Raw genomic sequence first — 18,292 nt, forward strand, 5'->3', positions numbered from 1 at the left:
TCTCGAGTATGCCAACAGAACCGGCGTGGCAGGAACGCTATGGCAACACGGTCGACGGTCTTCGCAAGCCGTTTGGCCGACAAGTCGCGCGACGGCACCCGTTGCCGCGGCCTGCTCGGGCTGCGGCGCGTGCTCGCCGAGGATGGCGGCGCGGCGCCGGTCGGCGTGACCTTCCCCGAGCTCACCCGCATCCGGAGGACGTGGTAGCTGCCTTGGCGGAGCACGACGTGACCGTCGACCTGTCGTGAATCCGGCTCCGTCGGCTACCGGGCCCGCGACTATCCTCTTAGACCGCTGCCGGAGTTCCCCGGAGGTATTGGAGACACGCCGAGGCTTCAGGGGGCGATGGCGTGTTCGGTGAACCGCCCGCAGGAGCGGAATCCCAAGCGGCGGTAGACGGGTTCGCCGTCCGCGGATGCCTGCAGGACCGCGACGCGGTGGTCACGGCTGCGCGCCGCGTGGAGCGCGGCGAGGGTGATGGCACCGCCGTAGCCGCGTCGGCGGTGGGCGGCCAGCGTGCAGATGTTGTAGATCCCGGCGACTCCCGCGTGGCAGAAGACCTCGGCCGAGCAGGCCGGACGGTCCGCCACGTAGCCGACCAGGTAGCGCGCCGGGCAATCGGTGGCCAGTGCCTGGGCAGCGGCCCGGGCGAAGAAGCTGCGGACGGTGCCGGCGGGCGGATCCCAATTGGCGGCGAGGACCGCGGCATAGTCGGCGAGCTGCTCGGGCGTTGTCACCGGGCGGATCTCCAGCCGGTCCACCCGGGGCCGCGGCAGGGAATCGTCCAGCTCTGCCCACATCGCCGTCTCCCGCTCCGCGGCGGGCAGACCGGCGGCCGACAAGCGGGCGCTCAGGTCCGGCGGCGTGGAAGCGGGGCCCACCCACCAGGAGAAGGGACGTCCAGTGGTGGCCAGCTCCCGGACTGCTTCGTTGATCCGCGCCTGCGCGGTGCCGGTCGTGAAGCGGACCGCAGCGACGATGTTGAAGGTGTCGTCGTCAAGCCCGCTGTCGGCAACCAGGAGATCGTCGGCCTCCGCCACGGCCGCACCCGGTATCTGCCGGTGCAGGTGGCAAGCGTGTTCGGCCAGGTTCTGCTCCATCCTGATCAGCAGGTCACCCTCGCCGGAGCCGGGATTCGCCATCGGTTCCACGACATCGGATCCCATCACACGTGCGGCAGGTCGCGCACGTCCTTTTCGCCCTGCTCCCCCGCCGTCCTCCAGGTCCGCTCCTCGTTTCGCGCTTCCTTCTCCCGGAGCGCTCCTTCGAGATCGATGCCCTGGCGGTTCGCGATCGCCAGGACGTAGATCGCGATGTCGACGAGTTCTTCGGCCACCGTCCCGGTGATCGACCGGTGATCGACCGGTGATCGACCGGAAGGTCGGCTTGCTTCCGGATCGCTTAGAACAGCTCACCCACCTCCTCGCCCACCTCCTCGCCCACCTCCTCGCCCAGCTTCACCGCCTGCTCCAGAACAGTGCTCTGGGCGAACCCACGCTCGGCCTCCAGAGCCCGAGCGTGCCCCGCTGCACGTCGACGACCTCGTGGCCGGTGGCAGATCGGGTTGGCTTGGAGCGGCGATTTCGCGCGAAATCGCCGGGTCGTGTGAGGAGGAGATGGCGATTTCGCGCGAAATCGCCACCCGGCCTTGGTCACGAGCGCTCGGATTCGTACTTCTTCGTCATGTGCGCGACCGCGTCGTGCTGGGCCTGGGCGTGGCCTTCGCGGGTGGCGCCGGCCCTCGCCTTGGCGTCCAAAGTGGATTGTCGTTGGCCCTGGAAGGCCGGCATCACGTGCTGGGCGATCAGCTCGTAGGAGCGCTTCGTCGCCGCCGGGTCGGCCCAGTCGTGCGCCATCATCAGCATCGCGCCGAAGCCGCCGGACTGGTCGACGAGCCGCTGCACCTGCTCTTCCGCATCCTCCGGGGTGCCGATCACGCCGACGCCCGAATCGCGGATGAACGCGATCATCTCCTCGAGGTTGCCACCTGCTACGTGCAGCTGCGGAAACGCCGCGATCTTCTGGAAGTACTCGAACCAGTCCACGATCCCGTGCTCGACGTCCCGGTACGCCTGCTCCCGCGTCTCCGCGACGTGCATCGGGCCGACCAGCCGCCACGCGCTGCGATCCACGCTGGTATCGAAGGCCTCGGCGCGCTCGGTCATGATCCTCCAGTGGTAGCCCAGCGCGTCGAAGCCCTCGGCCGTGAGGGTCGCGCCGATCGACAGCAACCCGACGCCGTGGCGACCGGCCAGCCGCGGACCGGTCGGGGACGCCACCGCGGCGACCGCGACGTCGAACAGCGGATCCGAGTAGGGGCGCAACTGCAGGCGCGCGTCGACCAGGTTGTGCGTGCGGGTCTGCGCCGTGACCGACTCGCCCCGCAGCAGGCGCAGCACGATGTCGATGTTCGCGTCGAGCAGTTCGCGGGTCTCGGTCGGGTTCAGCCCGATCATCGCCGAATCCGTGGGTAGCGAGCCCGGCCCGACGCCGAGCATGACCCGGCCGCGGGTGAGGTGGTCGAGCAGCACCATCCGGTCGGCCACCCACAGCGGGTTGTGGTACGCCAGCGAGATCACGCCGGTGCCGAGCTTGATGTGGCGGGTGCGCTCGGCCGCCGCGGCGATGAAGATCTCCGGCGAGGCGATGAGTTCGCTGCCCGCCGAGTGGTGTTCGCCGATCCACGCCTCGTCGTAGCCGAGCGCGTCGAGGTGCCGGACGAGTTCGAGATCTCGGTGCAGTGCCAGGGTCGGGTTCTGGCCTGCGGTGTGGAAGGGAGCCAGGAAAACGCCGAAACGCAGCTTGCTCACGACTACCTCCTGGGGCCATGGGCCTCCCAGTTCACTAAAGTCGCCGCCGGTCTGCAATCACCCGACCGGACACCTCCGGAATAGCTTGCGCCTATTGGATCATTAGGCGCGACGTCGTTGTCGTACCAACCGGTCGGTGATCCATTCGGCGGCATCCCGGTTTCCCGCTGTCCTCGGTCAACGCGGTGCGCATGCGCGCTCCTTCCCATCGCCGGGGCGGCATTGCGGCCGGACAGCCGCATGATGCACACCAGGACGGCCGCCTACCAGACCGCACCTCATCGCGGTTCCCGCAATCCCCACTCAGGTATATCCACAATGGACGGGACTGTGGGCGAATCTTCCCAAATCACACTGAATCGACACCAGCAGCATCTTGCGACACCAGGTGAACGCGTGTTTACTTGCTTGGTGAACGCAAGTTCACGCCAACTCGAGAGGAGCCCGATGAGCTGCGCCACGCCCGTTCCCGCCGCCGCGTCACGACGTTCGAGGCTGGTCATCGGGGTGCTCGCCTCGTGCGGGATCGCGGTGTCGTTGATGCAGACCCTGGTCATACCGCTGCTCCCGGAATTCCCCAGGCTCCTCGACACGTCCCGGTCCAACGCGGGCTGGCTGGTCACCGCGCCGCTGGTGGCCGGCGCGGTGTGCGCACCCGTCCTCGGGCGGCTCGGCGACATGTACGGCAAGCGCCGGATGCTGCTGATATCGCTGGCCACGATGGCGGTGGGCAGCGCGATCGGCGCCGTCAGCGACGACTTCGCCGCCGTGCTGGTCGGCCGGGTGCTGCAGGGCGCGGCGGTCGGCGTGGTGCCGCTGGGCATCAGCATCATGCGCGACGAGTTACCCGAGGACCGGGTCGGTTCAGGCGTGGCCCTGATGAGCGCGACCCTGGGCATCGGTGGCGCGGTCGGCCTGCCGGTGACCGGGGTGGTGGCGGAGAACCTGAACTGGCACTGGCTGTTCGTCGGTGCGGCGGTGTTCGCGCTCCTCGAGATCGTGCTGATCCTGCGGGTGGTGCCGGAATCGCCCCTGCGCACCGGCGGCCGGTTCGACTTCATCGGCGCGGTGGGGCTGTCGGCGGCCCTGACCTGCCTGCTGCTGGCGATCTCCAAGGGCAACGAATGGGGCTGGACCAGCGGGGTCATCCTCGGCCTGCTCGTCGGGGCGACGGCGTTGTTCCTGGTGTGGGGGCTCTACGAGCTGCGCGTCAGCGCGCCGCTGGTGGACCTCCGGGTGTCGGCGCGGCCGGCGGTGCTGCTGACCAACATCGCCTCGGTGCTGGTCGGCATCGCGATGTTCGCCGGGTTCCTGGTGGGCTCGCAGATCATGCAGGCCCCGGAGGACACCGGCTACGGCTTCGGCATGTCGCTGGTGGTGACGGGCCTGGTGCTGCTGCCCATCGGCGCCGCCATGGGCGCGTTCTCCCCCGTCTCGGCGCGGATCTCGCGGCGGCGCGGGCCTCGGACCACGCTGATCCTGGGCGGCACGGTGCTGATGCTGGGCAACCTGGCAGGATCGTTCCTGCACTCCCCGCTGCCGCTGGTGGTGTTCAACCTGACCGTGGGCGCGATCGGCGGCGCGCTGTCCTACGGCGCCCTGCCGACGCTGATCATGCAGGCGGTGCCGCAGACCGAAACCGCCGCCGCGAACAGCCTGAACAGCCTGGCCCGGTCCATCGGCACGTCCAGCTGCAGCGCCATCGTGGTCGCGCTGACGACCGGATCGGTGGTGCAGATCGCCGGCGTGAACTACCCGTCGGTGTTCGCCTATTCATGGGTGTTCCTGGTGGCGGGCACGGCGGCGCTGCTGGCCGCGCTGATCGCCGCGGCGACCCCGAGGACCCGCCGGTACGCGCCTGTTACCGCCAAGGTGGCGACCACGCTCGGGACGTCGCGCTAACCTGAACGACATGCCCAGCACGGCTCCGGCCACAACGGTCGGCGAGGACCGGCGCGACGCGTGCGCCACCCGCGAAGCCATCCTCAAGGCGGCGCGCCGCCGTTTCTCGTCGTGCGGGTACGCCGACGTGACGCTGCGCGACATCGCGGCGGATGCGGAGGTCAGCGCGGCCCTGGTGATGAAGTACTTCGGCAGCAAGGAAAGCCTGTTCGCCGAGGCATCGGGCTTCGAGCAGGACGCGGAGCGCCTGCTGGACTGCGAACTGCCCAACCTCGGCGAACACCTGGTCCGAACGCTGCTGGACTACCACGACCGAACCCAGGGAGACCCGCTGATGCGTGCGGTGTTCACGTCGTCGCGACCGGCGGGAGCCCAGTTCCGAGCGAACTTCGAACGCCAACTGGTCACCCGCCTGACGAAGCGCCTGACGGGCCCGAAGGCCCGCCTCCGGGCGGAACTGGTCTGCAGCCACCTGATGGGCCTGGGAGCGACCCGCCTGGTCCTGCGCACCAAAGCGATCAGCGCTGAACCGAAGGAAAACCTGATAGCAATAACTGCCCCGTTGCTCCAAAACTGGATCGACGGCCCCCTGTAGCACCGGCCCCCTGTAGCACCGGCCCCCTGTAGCACCGGGCGCCTGGTCACACCGCCCCAGCCCGACGTTTCCCCAGGCCAGGTGCCGTGAGCGGTTTCAGGCGCGATAGCCCCCAAAACCACTCACGGGCGACACCCAGCCAAAAACCCCGGGCGACACCCCGAGATCAACGCTTGCCTACGAGCGGATCGTGCAGCCCTTCGTCTCGCTGGACTAAGCCGTGCGGCCTAGCACCGTGGAATGCGGGACGCCGTCGAGGGCCTTGCTGAACTGCTCGATCACGTCCGCCAGCGGATCCGCGCTGTCCGGGTGGACGCTGAGCTGGTCGTCCACCACCGAAATGTGCTTGTCCAGCAGGAAGAAACTCTGCACCGTGTGGCGGGCACCCAGCGAGTGCACGACCGGGCGCAGCGCGTAGTCGATGGCCAGGACGTGGGCGATGGTGCCGCCGGTGGCCAGCGGCAGCACCGCCTTGCCGGCGAAGCCGAACTGCGGCAGCAGGTCCAGGAAGGCCTTGAGCAGTCCGGAATACGCCGCCTTGTACGTGGGGGTGGCCAGCACAATGCCGTCGGCCTTGATGACCTTGCCGATGGCGTCGGCGATCGCCGGGGCGCGGGTGTCGGCGCCGAGCAGCGCATCCGCGGGCAAGGTGCGGACGCGCAGGTGGTCGGCGGTGCGTCCGGAGGCCGCGAGTCGCTGGGCGACGTGCTCGCCGATCCGTTCGGTCTTCGAAGTGCGCGACGGGCTGCCGGAGATTACGAGAACGCTGGACACATGTGCTCCCTGGGTCCGAGACTTCCAGTCCACTGCGGACTGTTGCTGATCCGGATCTCCGCGCTGCGGCGGAAACCGGGCTGGCGGAGCGCTAGGGACGACACGCTTGGGCCGACACGCGGCGGAAATCCACGTGCCGCCGCTTCGTGAACACCGGGAACATCACGAATCAATCGCAACAGAGCAGCAGCGGCATGTCAATCGGGCGATCCGCGCTTCCCACCAACCGGACGCACCATAAGCCGAGCACGGCGACCACCATGCTGGAGGCCGAGCCGGTCGCGATGTGGCCCTCGACACGCGGTCCCGCCCGCGCGAGCAGCGCCCGGTACTCCGCGGCGGTGCGCTCCCGGCAGTGCGTCAAGGCGGCCATCACCAGGTCCAGCCGCTTCCCGAGACGCGGTTCGTCGTTGTCCGGCAACACCTTGCTGCGCGCGACGTGCTTGCGAGTGGACGGTCAGCCGAAGACGTCCGGAAGCGGTCGGCGGCTCGCCCGCGGCACCGGGATCGCAGCGGGGTAGCCGATCCGCATCAGCAACTGCGGCACCCCGCCGAGGTCGAGCTCGTCGCTCAGCGCAGAGCGGACCTCGGACAGCCGCAGCGGCTGGGTCATCACCGACGCGACCAGACCCAGCCGCGTCGCCTCCAGCCAAGCCCGCTCGGCGGCCTCGCCCGCTAACAGATGATCCCGCGGGTCGTCGGTGATCGTGCTGAACACCAGCACCGACTCCTTCGCCACCCACTGCGCGATCTGTGCCTGGTCCGGCAGCCGGGTGGCACCGGTCGCCAACCCGATCGCGGGCAGCCCGCGCTCGGACAGCGCGTCCTCGGGCAGCCCCTCGTCCGAGGACGGTGCGATCCAGGCACCCAGCTCGCGCTGGTAGTTCTTGTCGTCGTGGTGAGCCCGCGCGGCGTAGGCGAGCAGCCGCGCCAGCGCCTGCTCCTCCATCGGCCCGTGCACCCAGGTCGCCTGCGTGGTCGACGCGGCAACCACGGTGGTGCGCGCCAGGTGCGGGATCCGCCGGTCGGCGAAGGGGCGCCGGAAGCTGCTCCGACGGTCGATGGCCCGCCGGCGTTGCCGGTCGATCGCGCTCGGCGGCTGCCGATGGGTGCCGACGACGGTCCCCTCGCCGTCCCCGTGCTTGTCGGTGTACCAGCGTATGTCGGTCGCCCAGCCGAGCGCGCGCATCGCGATCGCCAGGTTGGTGACCGCCGCGCCGCACGACATCCGCCGGTTGCGACCGTCCGGATCGTGCTGGACCAGCTCCGGCATCGAACGTATCCGCAACCTGGCCGCCCGCCCCTGCAACCGCAGCGACCAGGGCTGCGTATTGTGCACGGAAGGCGCCCGGCGCACCGCTTCGGCCAGCGCTGCCACCTCCTCCGGTGTCCAAGGGCGCTCGTCGGCGGCTTCGTGCGGCTGCCGACGGAGCATCGGGTACCAGTTCATGCGTTGATCACCTCCACGACGGGCAAGCACCATGACCGTGCCGTCGGTGGCATCCCTCCAGCAGAGGCCAAAGTCCCGTCTGTGACCAGCACCGCAGCGACGGGCTCTGCCCCGCTCGTGGCGATCTGGCCAACCGGTCCGGCGAATTTCGGCGTTTTGGCACTGGCGTACCGGCGGGTGGGCCGACGAAGCTGGGGGCGCGACACGAAGGAGGAACGCATGTCGACAGCACCGCGCAACACCGCGTTGTGGCACCCGTTCGCGGACATGTCCCAGGTCAAGAACAACCAGTTCTGCGTCAGCAAGGCCGACGGGGTCTGGATCTACGACCAGGAGGGACGCCGCTACCTCGACGGCACCGCGAGCCTGTGGTACGCCAACGTCGGCCACGGCCGCACCGAGATCGTCGAGGCCGCCGCCGCCCAGATGCGCGAGCTCGAGTCCTACTTCGTATTCAACGACTTCACCAATCCACCGGCCGAGGCGCTGGCCGACCGGCTCTCCCAGCTCGCGCCGATGGAAGGCGCGAAGATCTTCCTCACCACCGGTGGCGGCGAGTCGATCGACACCGCCGCCAAGCTGGCCCGGCAGTACTGGGCGCAGCGCGGGCAGCCGCAGCGCACCCACATCCTCAGCCGCGGCAACGCCTACCACGGCACCAACGGCATGGGCACCAGCATTGGCGGGATCGAGGCCAACCAGGCCGGGTTCGGCCAGCTCGTGCCGGAGGCCAGCCGGGTCGCCCACGACGACGCCGAGAGCCTGCGGGAGGCCATCGACCGGCTCGGTGCCGACCGGGTGGCGGCGTTCTTCGCCGAACCGGTGATGGGCGCCGGCGGGCTGTACCCGCCGGCGCCGGGCTACCTGGAGGCGGTCGCCAAGATCTGCGCCGAACACGAGATCCTGTTCGTCGCCGACTCGGTGATCTGCGGGTTCGGCCGGGTCGGCAGCTGGTTCGGCGTGGAGCGGTGGGGCCTGCAGCCCGACATGATCACCTTCGCCAAGGGCGTGACCAGCGGATACCTGCCGCTGGGCGGCGTGGTGATCGCCGAGCGGGTGGCCGAGCCGTTCTGGAACCACCCGGGCCGCCCGTTCCGGCACGGCGCGACCTACTCCGGACACCCCACGGTGGCCGCCGCCGCGCTGGCCAACATCGACATCCTGGAGCGCGAGAAGCTGCTGCCGCGGGCCGACGAGCTGGAGCGCCCGCTGCACGACGCGCTGCGGCAGCTCGCCGACCACCCCGCCGTGGGCGAGGTGCGCGGCGGCGTGGGCCTGCTCGGCGCGGTTGAACTGGCCCCCGACCTGCTGGCCGCCGACCCCGGCGCGCTGACCCGCGCGCAGCTCGCGATCCGCGACTTCGGCGTGATCGTGCGCCCGCTGGGCAAGGCACTGGCGGTCTCGCCGCCACTGATCATCAGCGAGTCGGAGATCGAGCTGATCGGCAAGGCGATGTGGGAGGGCCTGGACTCCCTCGCGTAACTCGATCGGGTGGCCGCGGACAGATCATTCGGGGACATCCGACCCTCCCGTAACCCTCCTGGGCATCGGGCTGGAGCACCCCTGTTGCGCAACCGATACCTACCGGTCTGTACCAAACGCGATTCGTGCCGTACGTTTCTGGCCAGACCACTGGCAGCGGCCCGCACGGTGCTCGACACGTTCCACACCCAGCACCGAAACATACTGCACCGGAACAAGATTCGCCGACGATCGTCCACAACAGACAGTCGAGGGATGGCGACATGCACCGAGTCACCTGAGGTGCGCCGCGCCGGGCGGGGCCGACCGCTCACCGGCGCGGTGCGCACGCCGGAGAAATCGACACGACACCCGGAAACCGAGCCACGAGCGGCGATTCGAGAAGTCACCGCCCCCTGTAGACAAGCCACCCACCTGAGTTGGCAAAATAAGGCTCGCGGGTGATGGCGCACAGCGGACGGAGGACGACAACCAGGTGAACACCCAGACCACACAAGTCGACGACCTGCGGCTCATTGCGCTGCCCAGCGCCGTGAACTGCACGGAGATGTTCGTCCAGTTCACCCTCGCCGAGTGGTCCCTGCGGGAACTGATCGACGAGACGTCCCAGCTCACCACCGCGCTCGTGACCGCGGCGGTCGACAGCGCCGCCCCCAACTCCCCCGGCTTCATCACCGTCCGGCTGCGCCTCAGCGGAGAGAGCCTCGTGGCCGAGGTCGAGGACGAGCAGGCGAAGGCCCCACCGGCCATGGCGCCCGGTTTCGCCAACGGACACTGCGGTGCGGCCGCCTTGCGCGGTGGCGGCGTGCTCGTGTGGTGCGAGGTGCCGCTGCCGGGTGGTGTCTCGGCGAACGCGGTGCCGCTGCCCCGCCGCTCCCGCAACAGGCGGGCGGGCCAGGCCGAACACCCCGTCGACGAAACAGCCGAGATCGATCCCGAGGTAATCAAGCGCCTGCTCTCCGGTCTGAGCAACCCCGACCCCACCTGACACCCCGGGCGTCGGCATGGGATCACGGTTTCAATACAAACCGTGATCCCGCGGCGCCTCTCCCATGCACAGTTTCAATTGAAACCGTGATCCGCTGGTGTTGGTTTCACCGGTGGTATCTGCGGGCAACTCCCGTGGCATGGACCATCTGACCTTCCGCTTCGAGTTGGCGCAGCAGCTGCGGGTCGACTCCGTGCGCGCCAGTAGCGCCGCCGGTTCGGGGCACCCCACGTCGTCGATGTCCGCCGCTGACCTGATGGCCGCGCTGCTGGACGGCCACCTGCGGCTGGACTTCGCCAAGCCGCACGATCCGCGCAACGACCACCTGATCTTCTCCAAGGGCCACGCTTCGCCGCTGTATTACTCGTGCCTGAAGGCGGTCGGCGCGATCGACGACGCCGAGCTGCTCACCTTCCGCAAGTTCGGCAGCCGCCTGGAGGGCCACCCGACACCGGTGCTGCCCTGGGTCGACGTCGCGACCGGTTCGCTCGGGCAGGGGTTGCCGATCGGGGTGGGCCTGGCGCTCGCGGCGCAGCGGCTGGACCGGCTGCCGTACCGGGTGTGGGTGCTCTGCGGCGACAGCGAGATGGCCGAGGGTTCGGTCTGGGAAGCGCTGGAGCATGCCGGGCACGAGCGGCTGGACAACCTCATCGCGCTGATCGACGTCAACCGGCTCGGCCAGACCGGGCAGACGATGCACGGCTGGGACCTCGACGCCTACGCCGCCCGGGCGATCGCGGCCGGGTGGCGCACCATCGAGATCGACGGCCACGACCCGGAGCAGATCGAAGAGGCGCTGAAGGATGCCGAGGCCGGTGACGGGCGACCAGTCGCCGTGCTGGCGGCCACCAAGAAGGGCAAGGGCGTCGCCGAGGTCGAGGACAAGCCGGGCTTCCACGGCAAGCCGCTGGTGCACCCCGACGAGGCGATCCACGAACTCGGCGGCATCCGCGACCTGCGGGTCAACTACGCCAAGCCGACCAGCGACGAGACGCCCCACGTCTTCCCGGTGACCGGCGGCGGGCTGCCCGCGTTCGAGCTCGGCACCAAGGTCGCCACCCGCAAGGCCTACGGCGAGGCGCTGCGCGCCCTCGGCGACCGGCGCGGCGACGTGGTGGCGATGGACGGCGAGGTGTCGAACTCGACGTTCGCGGAGCTGTTCCGCGATGCCCACCCGGACCGCTACTTCGAGATGTACATCGCCGAGCAGCAGCTGATCGCCGCGGCGATCGGCATGCAGGTGCGCGGCTGGGTGCCGTTCGCCTCGACGTTCGCCGCGTTCCTCACCCGCGCCTACGACTTCATCCGGATGGCCGCGGTGAGCCGGGCGAACCTGCGCCTGATGGGCTCGCACGCGGGAGTGTCCATCGGCGAGGACGGGCCGTCGCAGATGGCAATGGAGGATCTCGCGGCGTTCCGCGCGGTGCACGGCAGCGCGGTGCTCTACCCGTGCGACGCCAACCAGACCGTGCGGCTGATCGAGGAGATGGCCGACCGGACGGGGATCAGCTACGTGCGGACCACCCGCGGCGCCACGCGAGTGATCTACGAACCGGGCGAGGACTTCCCCATCGGCGGCTCGCGGATGGTGCGTGACGGCGACGACGTCACGCTCGTCGGCGCGGGCATCACCCTGCACGAGGCACTCAGCGCGGCGGAAACGCTTGCCAGGGAAGGAATCCAGGCCCGCGTCATCGATCTGTACTCGATCAAACCGGTGGACGCCGAGGCGCTGCGCCGGGCCGCCGCCGAGACGGGCGGGCTGATCACCGCCGAGGACCACTGGCCGGAGGGCGGCCTCGGGGAGGCCGTGCTCAGCGCCCTGGCGGGCACCGGCGCCCCGGTGCGCGTGCTGGCGGTGCGCGGAATGCCCGGTTCCGGCACCCCAGCCGAGCTGTTGGGGCAGACGGGCATCGACGCATCCGCCATCGCCATCGCGGCCCGGGAGATGGTCGGCATCTGACCACTGTGGATGATCACAGCTGGTGCTCCCGGTGACGCACAGCACCACCCAGGACGCGCCGGATGCCCGATTCGGAAAGCTCGCTCACCAGGGCTTTCCGCCATCCCCGCCGACGGTGTCGGCCCCCGGGAGTGCATCGGCGCCGAGGTCCGCGAGGGCCGGCTCACCACGCCCCCGCACGACCCCATCAGAGATCAGATCCGCAATTTCCATTGAAATCGAACCTTCGATTTCAATGGAAATTGCGCACCAGACCCGAGAAGGTGCCAGACCCGAGGAAGCACCAGACCCGAGAAGTCGGTGATGCCCGAACCCGCACGACCGCGGGTCACCGTCGACCCACCCGAAACATCCGTCCGGTCCTCGCGGCACCGCGTGTGCCCGCCACGCGGGGTGGGTAGTCGGTTGTCGACACTACCGGCTCGACCGGTGGGAGCGAAGATGCCCGTACCCGACCGCGGAGAACTGCTCAGGTTCCTCTGCCACGTGCACTTCCCCGCCACCAAGCAGGAGATCTACCAGCAGTGCGTCGCCCTAGGCGCGCCGACGGCGCACCTGGAACGCATCGACAGCCTGCCCGATGGCGTCTTCGTCGAGCCCGATACGGTGCTGCAAGCACTCCCGCGCCCGACTCCGTGAATCGTCCACATAAGACGAGCAAGATCTCATCGCTGCCGTTTCCGCCTGGCGTGCCACCAAACGCCAACGGCGCCCGCAACGGCGCTCAGGGCCAACGTGATCGAGCTCAGCACCAGCCCGCTCACTAGGCACAACAACGCCAGCAACGCCACGAGGGCAAGCATCAGGAACAACAGGACCCGGCGTGCTCCGCCCCAGCTCCGACCACCGTCGAACCGGTCGAACTTCTCCGCCAGCCGAGGATCACCGGACACCAGCGCGGATTCGATCTCCGCCAGCCTGTCCCGCTCGTGCCTGCTCAACATGACGAGCTCCTAGCGACGTTCCCTTCGACCCCAACGAGGTACCCGCCCCCCAATTGCCTCAAGCCCCGGAAGGGCCCCTACAGCCTTGCACGCCGGGGATCGTCACCGTACGCGGCGACCGGGTGATTTTCCTGCACGCACAGCAACATCCGGCGATTACGGAAGGTTGTCCCCGGGGCGACGGCGGGAGGCATGAACAATGACCATGTTGCCGCGTCGCGCCCCTTCCGCAGCCCGTCCGCAGCCCGTCCGCAGCCCGTCCGCAGCCCGTCCGCAGCCGTCCGCAGCCGTCCGCAGCCCGCCCGCCGCTGCCTGCCGCGGGCCGGTGACCAGGAGTGGCCGTCGACGATGATCTGAGCGCCGCCGTCCGAACCCGACAATACGTTCAACGCTGGATCCTGCTGGACAGCCCGTCCTGCTGCCGGTCTCGTTCTTGGTCCGCACCTGTCAGGCCAGCGAGTAGTGCACGACCCCTTCGGTCTCCTCCTTCGCGAGCCTCCCCTGCAGGCTCAGCACGTCCAGGTGGGCGGCGGTTTCCAGCACCGCCAACATCTGGTTGAAGGGATCGCCGAGTTCGTCGAAGGTCCGCTCGCGGCGGGTCCAGGTCAACGCCCGAGCCACCTCGTACGCGGTGCTCGCGCCCTTCTCGACGATTCCAGCGGTCGCGTCCAGGCGGGTGTCGTGGTGGTCGAGGAGTTCGTCGACGCGCCGGTGGACGCTGTCGGTGGCCGGGCCGTGCGCGGGAAGCAGCCGCATGTCGGGCATCGCGCGGACGAGCCGCAGCGACGCCAGGTAGTCGCGCAGCGGAACCTCGCTGGGGGCCTGCTCGAAGCCGACGGACGGCGTGATGTGCGGCAGCACGTGGTCGCCGGCGAACATCAGCTCGGCGGCATCGTCGATGAACACCAGGTGCCCACGGGTGTGGCCCGGCGTGGCCACGGCGCGCAGGGGCCGATCGGCGAGGGTGATGTCGGTGGACTTCCCGATCCACTCGTCGGGTTCTTCCCAGAAGTGCGGGCCGCGCGGGCCGTCCTCGCGGGCGGCCACGACCGCGTCGCGCACCGGCTTCGCGCCGCATTCGGCGAGCAGCTCGATCTGCTTGGCCAGCAGCGTGTGCTCCGGGTCCATCAGGGTGCGGATGGTGTGCCGCTCGTCCTCACCCAGCAGCACCTTGGAGCCGTACTCGCGCCGCAGCGCCACGGCCTGGGTGTAGTGGTCGCGGTGTGCGTGGGTGACCAGGAACCGGCTGATGTCGCCCAGCCCGGCACCGATCCCGCGCAGCGCGGTGGCGAGTTGCTCGCGCGACTCCTCCAGCGCCCAGCCGCCGTCAACCAGCGTCAGCGTGTCGCCGTCGGCGATCGCGTAGACGTTCACGGCGCGGAGGCCGTCGTTGGGAAGGGGCAGCGGGATCCGGTGCACGCCAGGCGCGACTTCGTACGCACCCGGCGCCATCCACTCGTGCCGCGAATCGGCCATGACCACACCTCCAAGCGCGCCCCGACCTGGGCGGTCCATCAGAAGTACCACACCCATACCAACCAGTCAGTACGCCGAGGGCCACAACGCAACGCCCGCGAAGCCCCGGCGTCCTGCCTCACCTAGCCGCCGCGCCCGGCGCCACCCCGGCCGTCGCCAGGCGCGGGAGCCCGTGCGAATCGCGGCCGAGCTGCGGAATTTAGCCACGCGAACGGCCCGGTCGACCGCCCGACAAGCCCACGAACCGCCGCCAGAATCGTCCACATAGGACAATTTCCGACAGGTCGATGCCGAAATCGTGTCGTTCGTCACTTTCAGCCGCTCAACCGCTCTGCGGGAATCCGGCAGGGCGCAACGTTTCGTCTGGTCAGGGGCTCGTGAGCGCTTTGGGGCGTCATAGCACCCCAAACCGCTCACGAGCTTTTACGGCGGGGGCTGGCGCTTTCAGCTGAGCTACGTCTTGCAACGGCCGGGCAGAACGTTGCCGGAGCCCGAGACGACGGCAGGGACGATTTCGGCTGAGCTGCTCGTGTCGTCGATCGACAGTCTGAAGACCGAAATCGCCTTGTCAACCGGATGGCCGACGCTGTCGAAGGAAATGCAACCGCTGGCGCCGCGGACACCTTCGGTCCCCCTCATCGCGAGCAACTGCCCAGCAACAGTGTCGGCGGTGATCGACTTTAGGTCTCTCCGGTTGTCGGCTGCGCGGTTGATTGCCGTCACCGCCACACCCACCGCGTCGTAGGAGGTGATGGCCATCCCGTCTCCGGTCGAGCCGAGCCCGAAGAGCTCGCGGTAGGAGTCGCGGAAGTACCCGGTCGCCGCCCCGTCGAACGCCTCCGGAACCGCATTCCACGCCTGCGGCGCGGACAAGTTGGTGTACTCCAGGATGGTGTTCAGTGACAGGTTCTTGCGGACCTCGTCGACGCCGGCGATGTCCACCACGCTGTCGAGGGTCACCACCCGCAGATTCAGGTCCCCGCACGGCCGGTTCTTCAGCGCGCCCAGCAGCAACGTCAGGTCGTTGTAGCGGCCGGAGAAGAAGATCGCACCTGGCTGGGCGGCGCAGATGTTGCGCACCATTCCGGGGAAGATGTTCGCGGTGCCGCGCGAAGTGTCGTACTCCGCCAGCACGACGTCACGACCGTCTCTCTCGTATTCGCGGGTGAACGCCGAACTGAGGTTGTTCGCGAGCAGGTCCGACTGGTTTATGTCCTTCACCAGCATCGCCTTTCGAGTGCCCGAGAGGCGCTGGACGATGGCCCGGACCTGTTCAGTGTTCGTCGGCGACACCCTCACCAACCCGCTGAACTCGCCGCGGGCTTCGAGATCGGTGAAAGTGTCGGCCGTGATGGTGGCCCCGACCATCGGGATGCGCTGCTCGGACAGCCACTGGATCGCCTTGGCAGTGCTTTCGTGGCTCTGTCCGAGACCCGCCACTGCCACCACCCGGTCCGGGGTGAACTGGGCTGCGTGGATCTGCTTGACCACCGGATCCCACTTCTGCAGCTGGCTACCTGGGTTGGTAGGTAAGAGCCGGATCAACGGGAAGTCACCCTCCCAGCCGCCTTTCTCGCGATTCGCGCGCAGTTGGGCGAGATGGGCGCCCCGCAGCGCGTTGCGGGTGGCTTCCAGGGTGACCGTGTCGCCCTCGGCGAGGCTCATCGGTGCGAGGTAGGCGATGCTGACGTAGTCCTTGCCCTCCGCCAGTACCCGGTCGTTCTCCTCCTTGATTCGTTGCAGCACGTCCGCCAGCGGGTTCTCGGCCGGGTCGTCGGAACCGAACTTGTAGGAGCCGTCCGTCATCCCGACGCACTCGCCGTCGACCTCGTGGACACCCGCCGCGCACTGGCCGCCCCACCACGCCAAGCCGACGACACCTCCTGCCACCAGCACCAGGACGACGGACGCGACGAGGACCTTCCGCCGGTTCCGCTGCCACCAGGACCGTTCCACGTAGCTATCCACGGACTGCCTCCCCAGCGCTCAGGCGTACTTCTCGCTCTCCGCGAACAACAACACGAACCCGACCCGGGCTTCCTTCGCCAGTTGCTCGAACTCGCTGCGCACGATGCTTCGCAAGGACCTGCCCGGATCGCCCAAGGGGTCCGACATCAACCACCGGGCCGCCACCAGGCGGGCCAGGTTCGCATCCGCTGGGGCCGTCCGGACCAGCTCCTCGACCTGGTCTCGCGGTTCCCGGTCGGTGGGCAACCTGTTGGGCGCGGAAGTGATCAGTTCCAGGAGCTGCAACCACTGCCGGACCGCGGCTTCGTCGTCGATCTGCTCGAACTGGTGCCGGAGGTGCTTAACCGCGGAGTTCAGGTCCTCCAGCGCGAGCGCGTGGTACAGGGACAGCGCGACGTTCCCGCTTTCGCGGTGGTGATCACGATGCCGGGTGTGCACCACCGCCCACCGCTGGGGATGATCAGCTGGGCGGTTCCCCAGCTCGTGCAGCAGCAACCGGCGCAGCCACGGGTGCAGCACCAACTGCTCGCCGAACACCGACCACAGCCGGTTCCGGATCTCGTGCAGGGCACCGGCATCGCCTTCCGTGCCGCCCCTGACACCCGCGTGGGTGGCCAGGTCCAGGTTCGGCGCCGCCGACATCCCCACCAGCACTTCGCGCTGCGCCGGATCGAAATCCTGCAGCAGGTAGTCGCGCGCCCGGTCGGCGAACGGGCGCTCGACTCCGCGTTCGAGCACGGTTCGCATCGCCAGGCCGGTCGGTCGATCCCCCAACGTCGCGCGCAGTTCGCGCGTGCTCCACGGATGACCGCGCGTCAGCTCGTGCAGGAACGGCGCCGACGTGGTGTCGGCCGCGGTGCGACCGACGTTGGCGACCTCAGACACCGTGAGATCCCTCAATTCGACCGGGTACCACCAGGAGTCCCGTCCGAGATCGACGTCTCGGCCGTTGGTCCAGTCCGCCAGTCCGGCTTGCTCCGGGGTGCGGTAGCTGCTCCCCTGCGACCCCCACCTCGGATTCCACTGCCGGCTGGTCGCGATCAGCACGAGCGGATCAGGTTCTCGGGGGCTCCGCTCCCGGATGCTCAGCAGCAGGTCGGCGAACCGGCTCCCGCCCGCCGCGTCGATGTTGTCCAGCAGCACCACGCAGTTCCCCCTGCGCCACCTGAAACGCCTCAGGTATGCGGCGCGCAGGTCGGCCAGGAACGCGGCGCAGAACACTTCGTCCAGCAGGTCGGCGTCGGCGACGCCGATGTCCACCAGGACGTCCAGCACCTTCGCCGACCGCTTCGGCATCGACTGTTTGATGCCCGCCCCGCGCCGCAGCTTCCGCCGCCAGCGGAACGTCTCGACGGCGTGGAACAACGCGCCGATGGGCAGCTTCGACCACCAGGGCAGCGCCCCGGCCTGCAGCAAGCCGTCGATCACGCTCTCGATGCTGCTCCGGGTCCGATCGGACAGCTCGACGTCCGCCGAAGCGGCGGCGCGGACCTGCGCCAGCGCCTTCTCCCGGTTGTTCGGGTCCGGCTCGGCGCCGACCGCCAAGAGGCAAAGGTCCAGCTGGCGAAAGGGGATCCGGTGGACACCTTCGTGCTTCTTGCTGAGATCGAAGTGGAGTTCGGTGATGATCTCCCTCGGTGCCCTCGCCCGCTTGGCCACATCGATCGAAGCGTGCGGCACCTGATGAGCGCAGTTCCGCACAATGTTGGCGAGCGTCGCGGTCTTACCGCTACCCCGCGGACCGAACAATACGATGACCGGCAGCTCCCGGCCGGGTTCCCCACCACCTCGTGGTTTCTGCCGCCGCACGCATTCCCCGACGAGCTTCTTGACAATGCCTGCGCGCCCGGGCAATTCGACCTCGCCCACCATCCGGCGTTCCACCCCCCTCACTGACCGCCAGACGAGCCACAATGTCGTCATCCGCTGTAGCCCGTCAA

Annotated in this window: 19 protein-coding genes; 7 read left to right on the forward strand and 12 right to left on the reverse strand. The window is 69.0% G+C overall.

Annotated features, from left to right (window positions below; all coding sequences use genetic code 11):
• The first annotated feature begins 39 nt into the window (after positions 1-39).
• Positions 40-207, forward strand: a complete 168-nt coding sequence (locus tag FDZ84_RS00650) for a hypothetical protein (protein ID WP_168584247.1) — start codon at positions 40-42, stop codon at positions 205-207.
• Between the two features lie 128 nt (positions 208-335).
• Here FDZ84_RS00650 and FDZ84_RS00655 read toward each other — a convergent pair whose 3' ends face one another.
• From FDZ84_RS00655 to FDZ84_RS00665, 3 genes are all read right to left on the reverse strand, one after another.
• Positions 336-1,142 carry a GNAT family N-acetyltransferase gene (locus tag FDZ84_RS00655; RefSeq protein WP_210435379.1) on the reverse strand — a complete coding sequence of 269 codons (807 nt, stop codon included), beginning with the start codon at positions 1,140-1,142 and terminating at the stop codon, positions 336-338.
• Positions 1,143-1,165: 23 nt separating this feature from the next.
• Positions 1,166-1,336 carry a hypothetical protein gene (locus FDZ84_RS37570; protein WP_210435380.1) on the reverse strand — a complete coding sequence of 57 codons (171 nt, stop codon included), beginning with the start codon at positions 1,334-1,336 and terminating at the stop codon, positions 1,166-1,168.
• A gap of 316 nt (positions 1,337-1,652) precedes the next feature.
• Positions 1,653-2,810 carry an LLM class flavin-dependent oxidoreductase gene (locus FDZ84_RS00665; RefSeq protein WP_168584248.1) on the reverse strand — a complete coding sequence of 386 codons (1,158 nt, stop codon included), beginning with the start codon at positions 2,808-2,810 and terminating at the stop codon, positions 1,653-1,655.
• Between the two features lie 447 nt (positions 2,811-3,257).
• On the opposite strand from FDZ84_RS00665, the gene FDZ84_RS00670 reads away from it, so the two are divergent.
• Positions 3,258-4,712, forward strand: coding sequence for an MFS transporter (locus FDZ84_RS00670; protein ID WP_168584249.1), 1,455 nt, complete (start codon positions 3,258-3,260; stop codon positions 4,710-4,712).
• Between the two features lie 10 nt (positions 4,713-4,722).
• Positions 4,723-5,307: a TetR/AcrR family transcriptional regulator gene (locus tag FDZ84_RS00675; RefSeq protein WP_168584250.1), complete on the forward strand. Its 585-nt coding sequence runs from the start codon at positions 4,723-4,725 to the stop codon at positions 5,305-5,307.
• Between the two features lie 213 nt (positions 5,308-5,520).
• Here FDZ84_RS00675 and ssuE read toward each other — a convergent pair whose 3' ends face one another.
• The 3 genes from ssuE to FDZ84_RS00690 all read right to left on the reverse strand — a co-directional run bounded on the left by ssuE (position 5,521) and on the right by FDZ84_RS00690 (position 7,531).
• Positions 5,521-6,081: an NADPH-dependent FMN reductase gene (gene ssuE, locus FDZ84_RS00680; protein ID WP_168584251.1), complete on the reverse strand. Its 561-nt coding sequence runs from the start codon at positions 6,079-6,081 to the stop codon at positions 5,521-5,523.
• Between the two features lie 169 nt (positions 6,082-6,250).
• Positions 6,251-6,502, reverse strand: a complete 252-nt coding sequence (locus FDZ84_RS00685) for a hypothetical protein (protein ID WP_168584252.1) — start codon at positions 6,500-6,502, stop codon at positions 6,251-6,253.
• A 36-nt stretch (positions 6,503-6,538) separates the two neighbouring features.
• Positions 6,539-7,531 carry a hypothetical protein gene (locus tag FDZ84_RS00690; RefSeq protein ID WP_210435381.1) on the reverse strand — a complete coding sequence of 331 codons (993 nt, stop codon included), beginning with the start codon at positions 7,529-7,531 and terminating at the stop codon, positions 6,539-6,541.
• Between the two features lie 219 nt (positions 7,532-7,750).
• On the opposite strand from FDZ84_RS00690, the gene FDZ84_RS00695 reads away from it, so the two are divergent.
• From FDZ84_RS00695 to FDZ84_RS00705, 3 genes are all read left to right on the forward strand, one after another.
• Positions 7,751-9,013 (forward strand): aspartate aminotransferase family protein, encoded by a 1,263-nt coding sequence (locus FDZ84_RS00695; protein ID WP_168584253.1) that lies wholly within the window; start codon positions 7,751-7,753, stop codon positions 9,011-9,013.
• A 475-nt stretch (positions 9,014-9,488) separates the two neighbouring features.
• Entirely contained in the window at positions 9,489-10,001 is a 513-nt protein-coding gene (locus tag FDZ84_RS00700; protein WP_168584254.1) for an ATP-binding protein, read from the forward strand.
• 139 nt (positions 10,002-10,140) lie between these two features.
• Positions 10,141-11,964: a transketolase gene (locus tag FDZ84_RS00705; protein WP_168584255.1), complete on the forward strand. Its 1,824-nt coding sequence runs from the start codon at positions 10,141-10,143 to the stop codon at positions 11,962-11,964.
• An 84-nt stretch (positions 11,965-12,048) separates the two neighbouring features.
• On the opposite strand, the gene FDZ84_RS39885 is transcribed toward FDZ84_RS00705, so the two are convergent.
• Entirely contained in the window at positions 12,049-12,177 is a 129-nt protein-coding gene (locus tag FDZ84_RS39885; protein WP_256413638.1) for a hypothetical protein, read from the reverse strand.
• A gap of 228 nt (positions 12,178-12,405) precedes the next feature.
• On the opposite strand from FDZ84_RS39885, the gene FDZ84_RS00710 reads away from it, so the two are divergent.
• The gene (locus FDZ84_RS00710; protein ID WP_168584256.1) at positions 12,406-12,603 is read left to right on the forward strand and encodes a DUF2795 domain-containing protein; all 198 of its coding nucleotides are present in this window, start codon (positions 12,406-12,408) and stop codon (positions 12,601-12,603) included.
• Positions 12,604-12,629: 26 nt separating this feature from the next.
• On the opposite strand, the gene FDZ84_RS00715 is transcribed toward FDZ84_RS00710, so the two are convergent.
• From FDZ84_RS00715 to FDZ84_RS00735, 5 genes are all read right to left on the reverse strand, one after another.
• A complete protein-coding gene (locus FDZ84_RS00715; RefSeq protein ID WP_168584257.1) occupies positions 12,630-12,908 on the reverse strand; it encodes a DUF3040 domain-containing protein in 279 nt (92 codons plus the stop codon).
• Between the two features lie 77 nt (positions 12,909-12,985).
• Positions 12,986-13,297 carry a hypothetical protein gene (locus tag FDZ84_RS00720; protein ID WP_168584258.1) on the reverse strand — a complete coding sequence of 104 codons (312 nt, stop codon included), beginning with the start codon at positions 13,295-13,297 and terminating at the stop codon, positions 12,986-12,988.
• A 58-nt stretch (positions 13,298-13,355) separates the two neighbouring features.
• Positions 13,356-14,384, reverse strand: coding sequence for an MBL fold metallo-hydrolase (locus FDZ84_RS00725; protein ID WP_168584259.1), 1,029 nt, complete (start codon positions 14,382-14,384; stop codon positions 13,356-13,358).
• A 453-nt stretch (positions 14,385-14,837) separates the two neighbouring features.
• A complete protein-coding gene (locus FDZ84_RS00730) occupies positions 14,838-16,352 on the reverse strand; it encodes an ABC transporter substrate-binding protein (protein WP_168584260.1) in 1,515 nt (504 codons plus the stop codon).
• An 18-nt stretch (positions 16,353-16,370) separates the two neighbouring features.
• Positions 16,371-18,224, reverse strand: coding sequence for a hypothetical protein (locus FDZ84_RS00735; protein WP_168584261.1), 1,854 nt, complete (start codon positions 18,222-18,224; stop codon positions 16,371-16,373).
• Positions 18,225-18,292: the final 68 nt, after the last annotated feature.

Source organism: Saccharopolyspora sp. ASAGF58 (genome assembly GCF_012277335.1).
Lineage (GTDB): Bacteria > Actinomycetota > Actinomycetes > Mycobacteriales > Pseudonocardiaceae > Saccharopolyspora > Saccharopolyspora hattusasensis.

Coding starts and splice junctions, on each gene's coding strand:
- FDZ84_RS00650 (WP_168584247.1), top strand. CDS start 40: ATGGCAACACGGTCGACGGTCTTCGCAAGCCGTTTGGCCGACAAGTCG.
- FDZ84_RS00655 (WP_210435379.1), bottom strand. CDS start 1,142: ATGGCGAATCCCGGCTCCGGCGAGGGTGACCTGCTGATCAGGATGGAG.
- FDZ84_RS00670 (WP_168584249.1), top strand. CDS start 3,258: ATGAGCTGCGCCACGCCCGTTCCCGCCGCCGCGTCACGACGTTCGAGG.
- FDZ84_RS00675 (WP_168584250.1), top strand. CDS start 4,723: ATGCCCAGCACGGCTCCGGCCACAACGGTCGGCGAGGACCGGCGCGAC.
- FDZ84_RS00690 (WP_210435381.1), bottom strand. CDS start 7,531: ATGAACTGGTACCCGATGCTCCGTCGGCAGCCGCACGAAGCCGCCGAC.
- FDZ84_RS00695 (WP_168584253.1), top strand. CDS start 7,751: ATGTCGACAGCACCGCGCAACACCGCGTTGTGGCACCCGTTCGCGGAC.
- FDZ84_RS00705 (WP_168584255.1), top strand. CDS start 10,141: ATGGACCATCTGACCTTCCGCTTCGAGTTGGCGCAGCAGCTGCGGGTC.
- FDZ84_RS39885 (WP_256413638.1), bottom strand. CDS start 12,177: ATGGAAATTGCGGATCTGATCTCTGATGGGGTCGTGCGGGGGCGTGGT.
- FDZ84_RS00710 (WP_168584256.1), top strand. CDS start 12,406: ATGCCCGTACCCGACCGCGGAGAACTGCTCAGGTTCCTCTGCCACGTG.
- FDZ84_RS00715 (WP_168584257.1), bottom strand. CDS start 12,908: ATGTTGAGCAGGCACGAGCGGGACAGGCTGGCGGAGATCGAATCCGCG.
- FDZ84_RS00725 (WP_168584259.1), bottom strand. CDS start 14,384: ATGGCCGATTCGCGGCACGAGTGGATGGCGCCGGGTGCGTACGAAGTC.
- FDZ84_RS00735 (WP_168584261.1), bottom strand. CDS start 18,224: ATGGTGGGCGAGGTCGAATTGCCCGGGCGCGCAGGCATTGTCAAGAAG.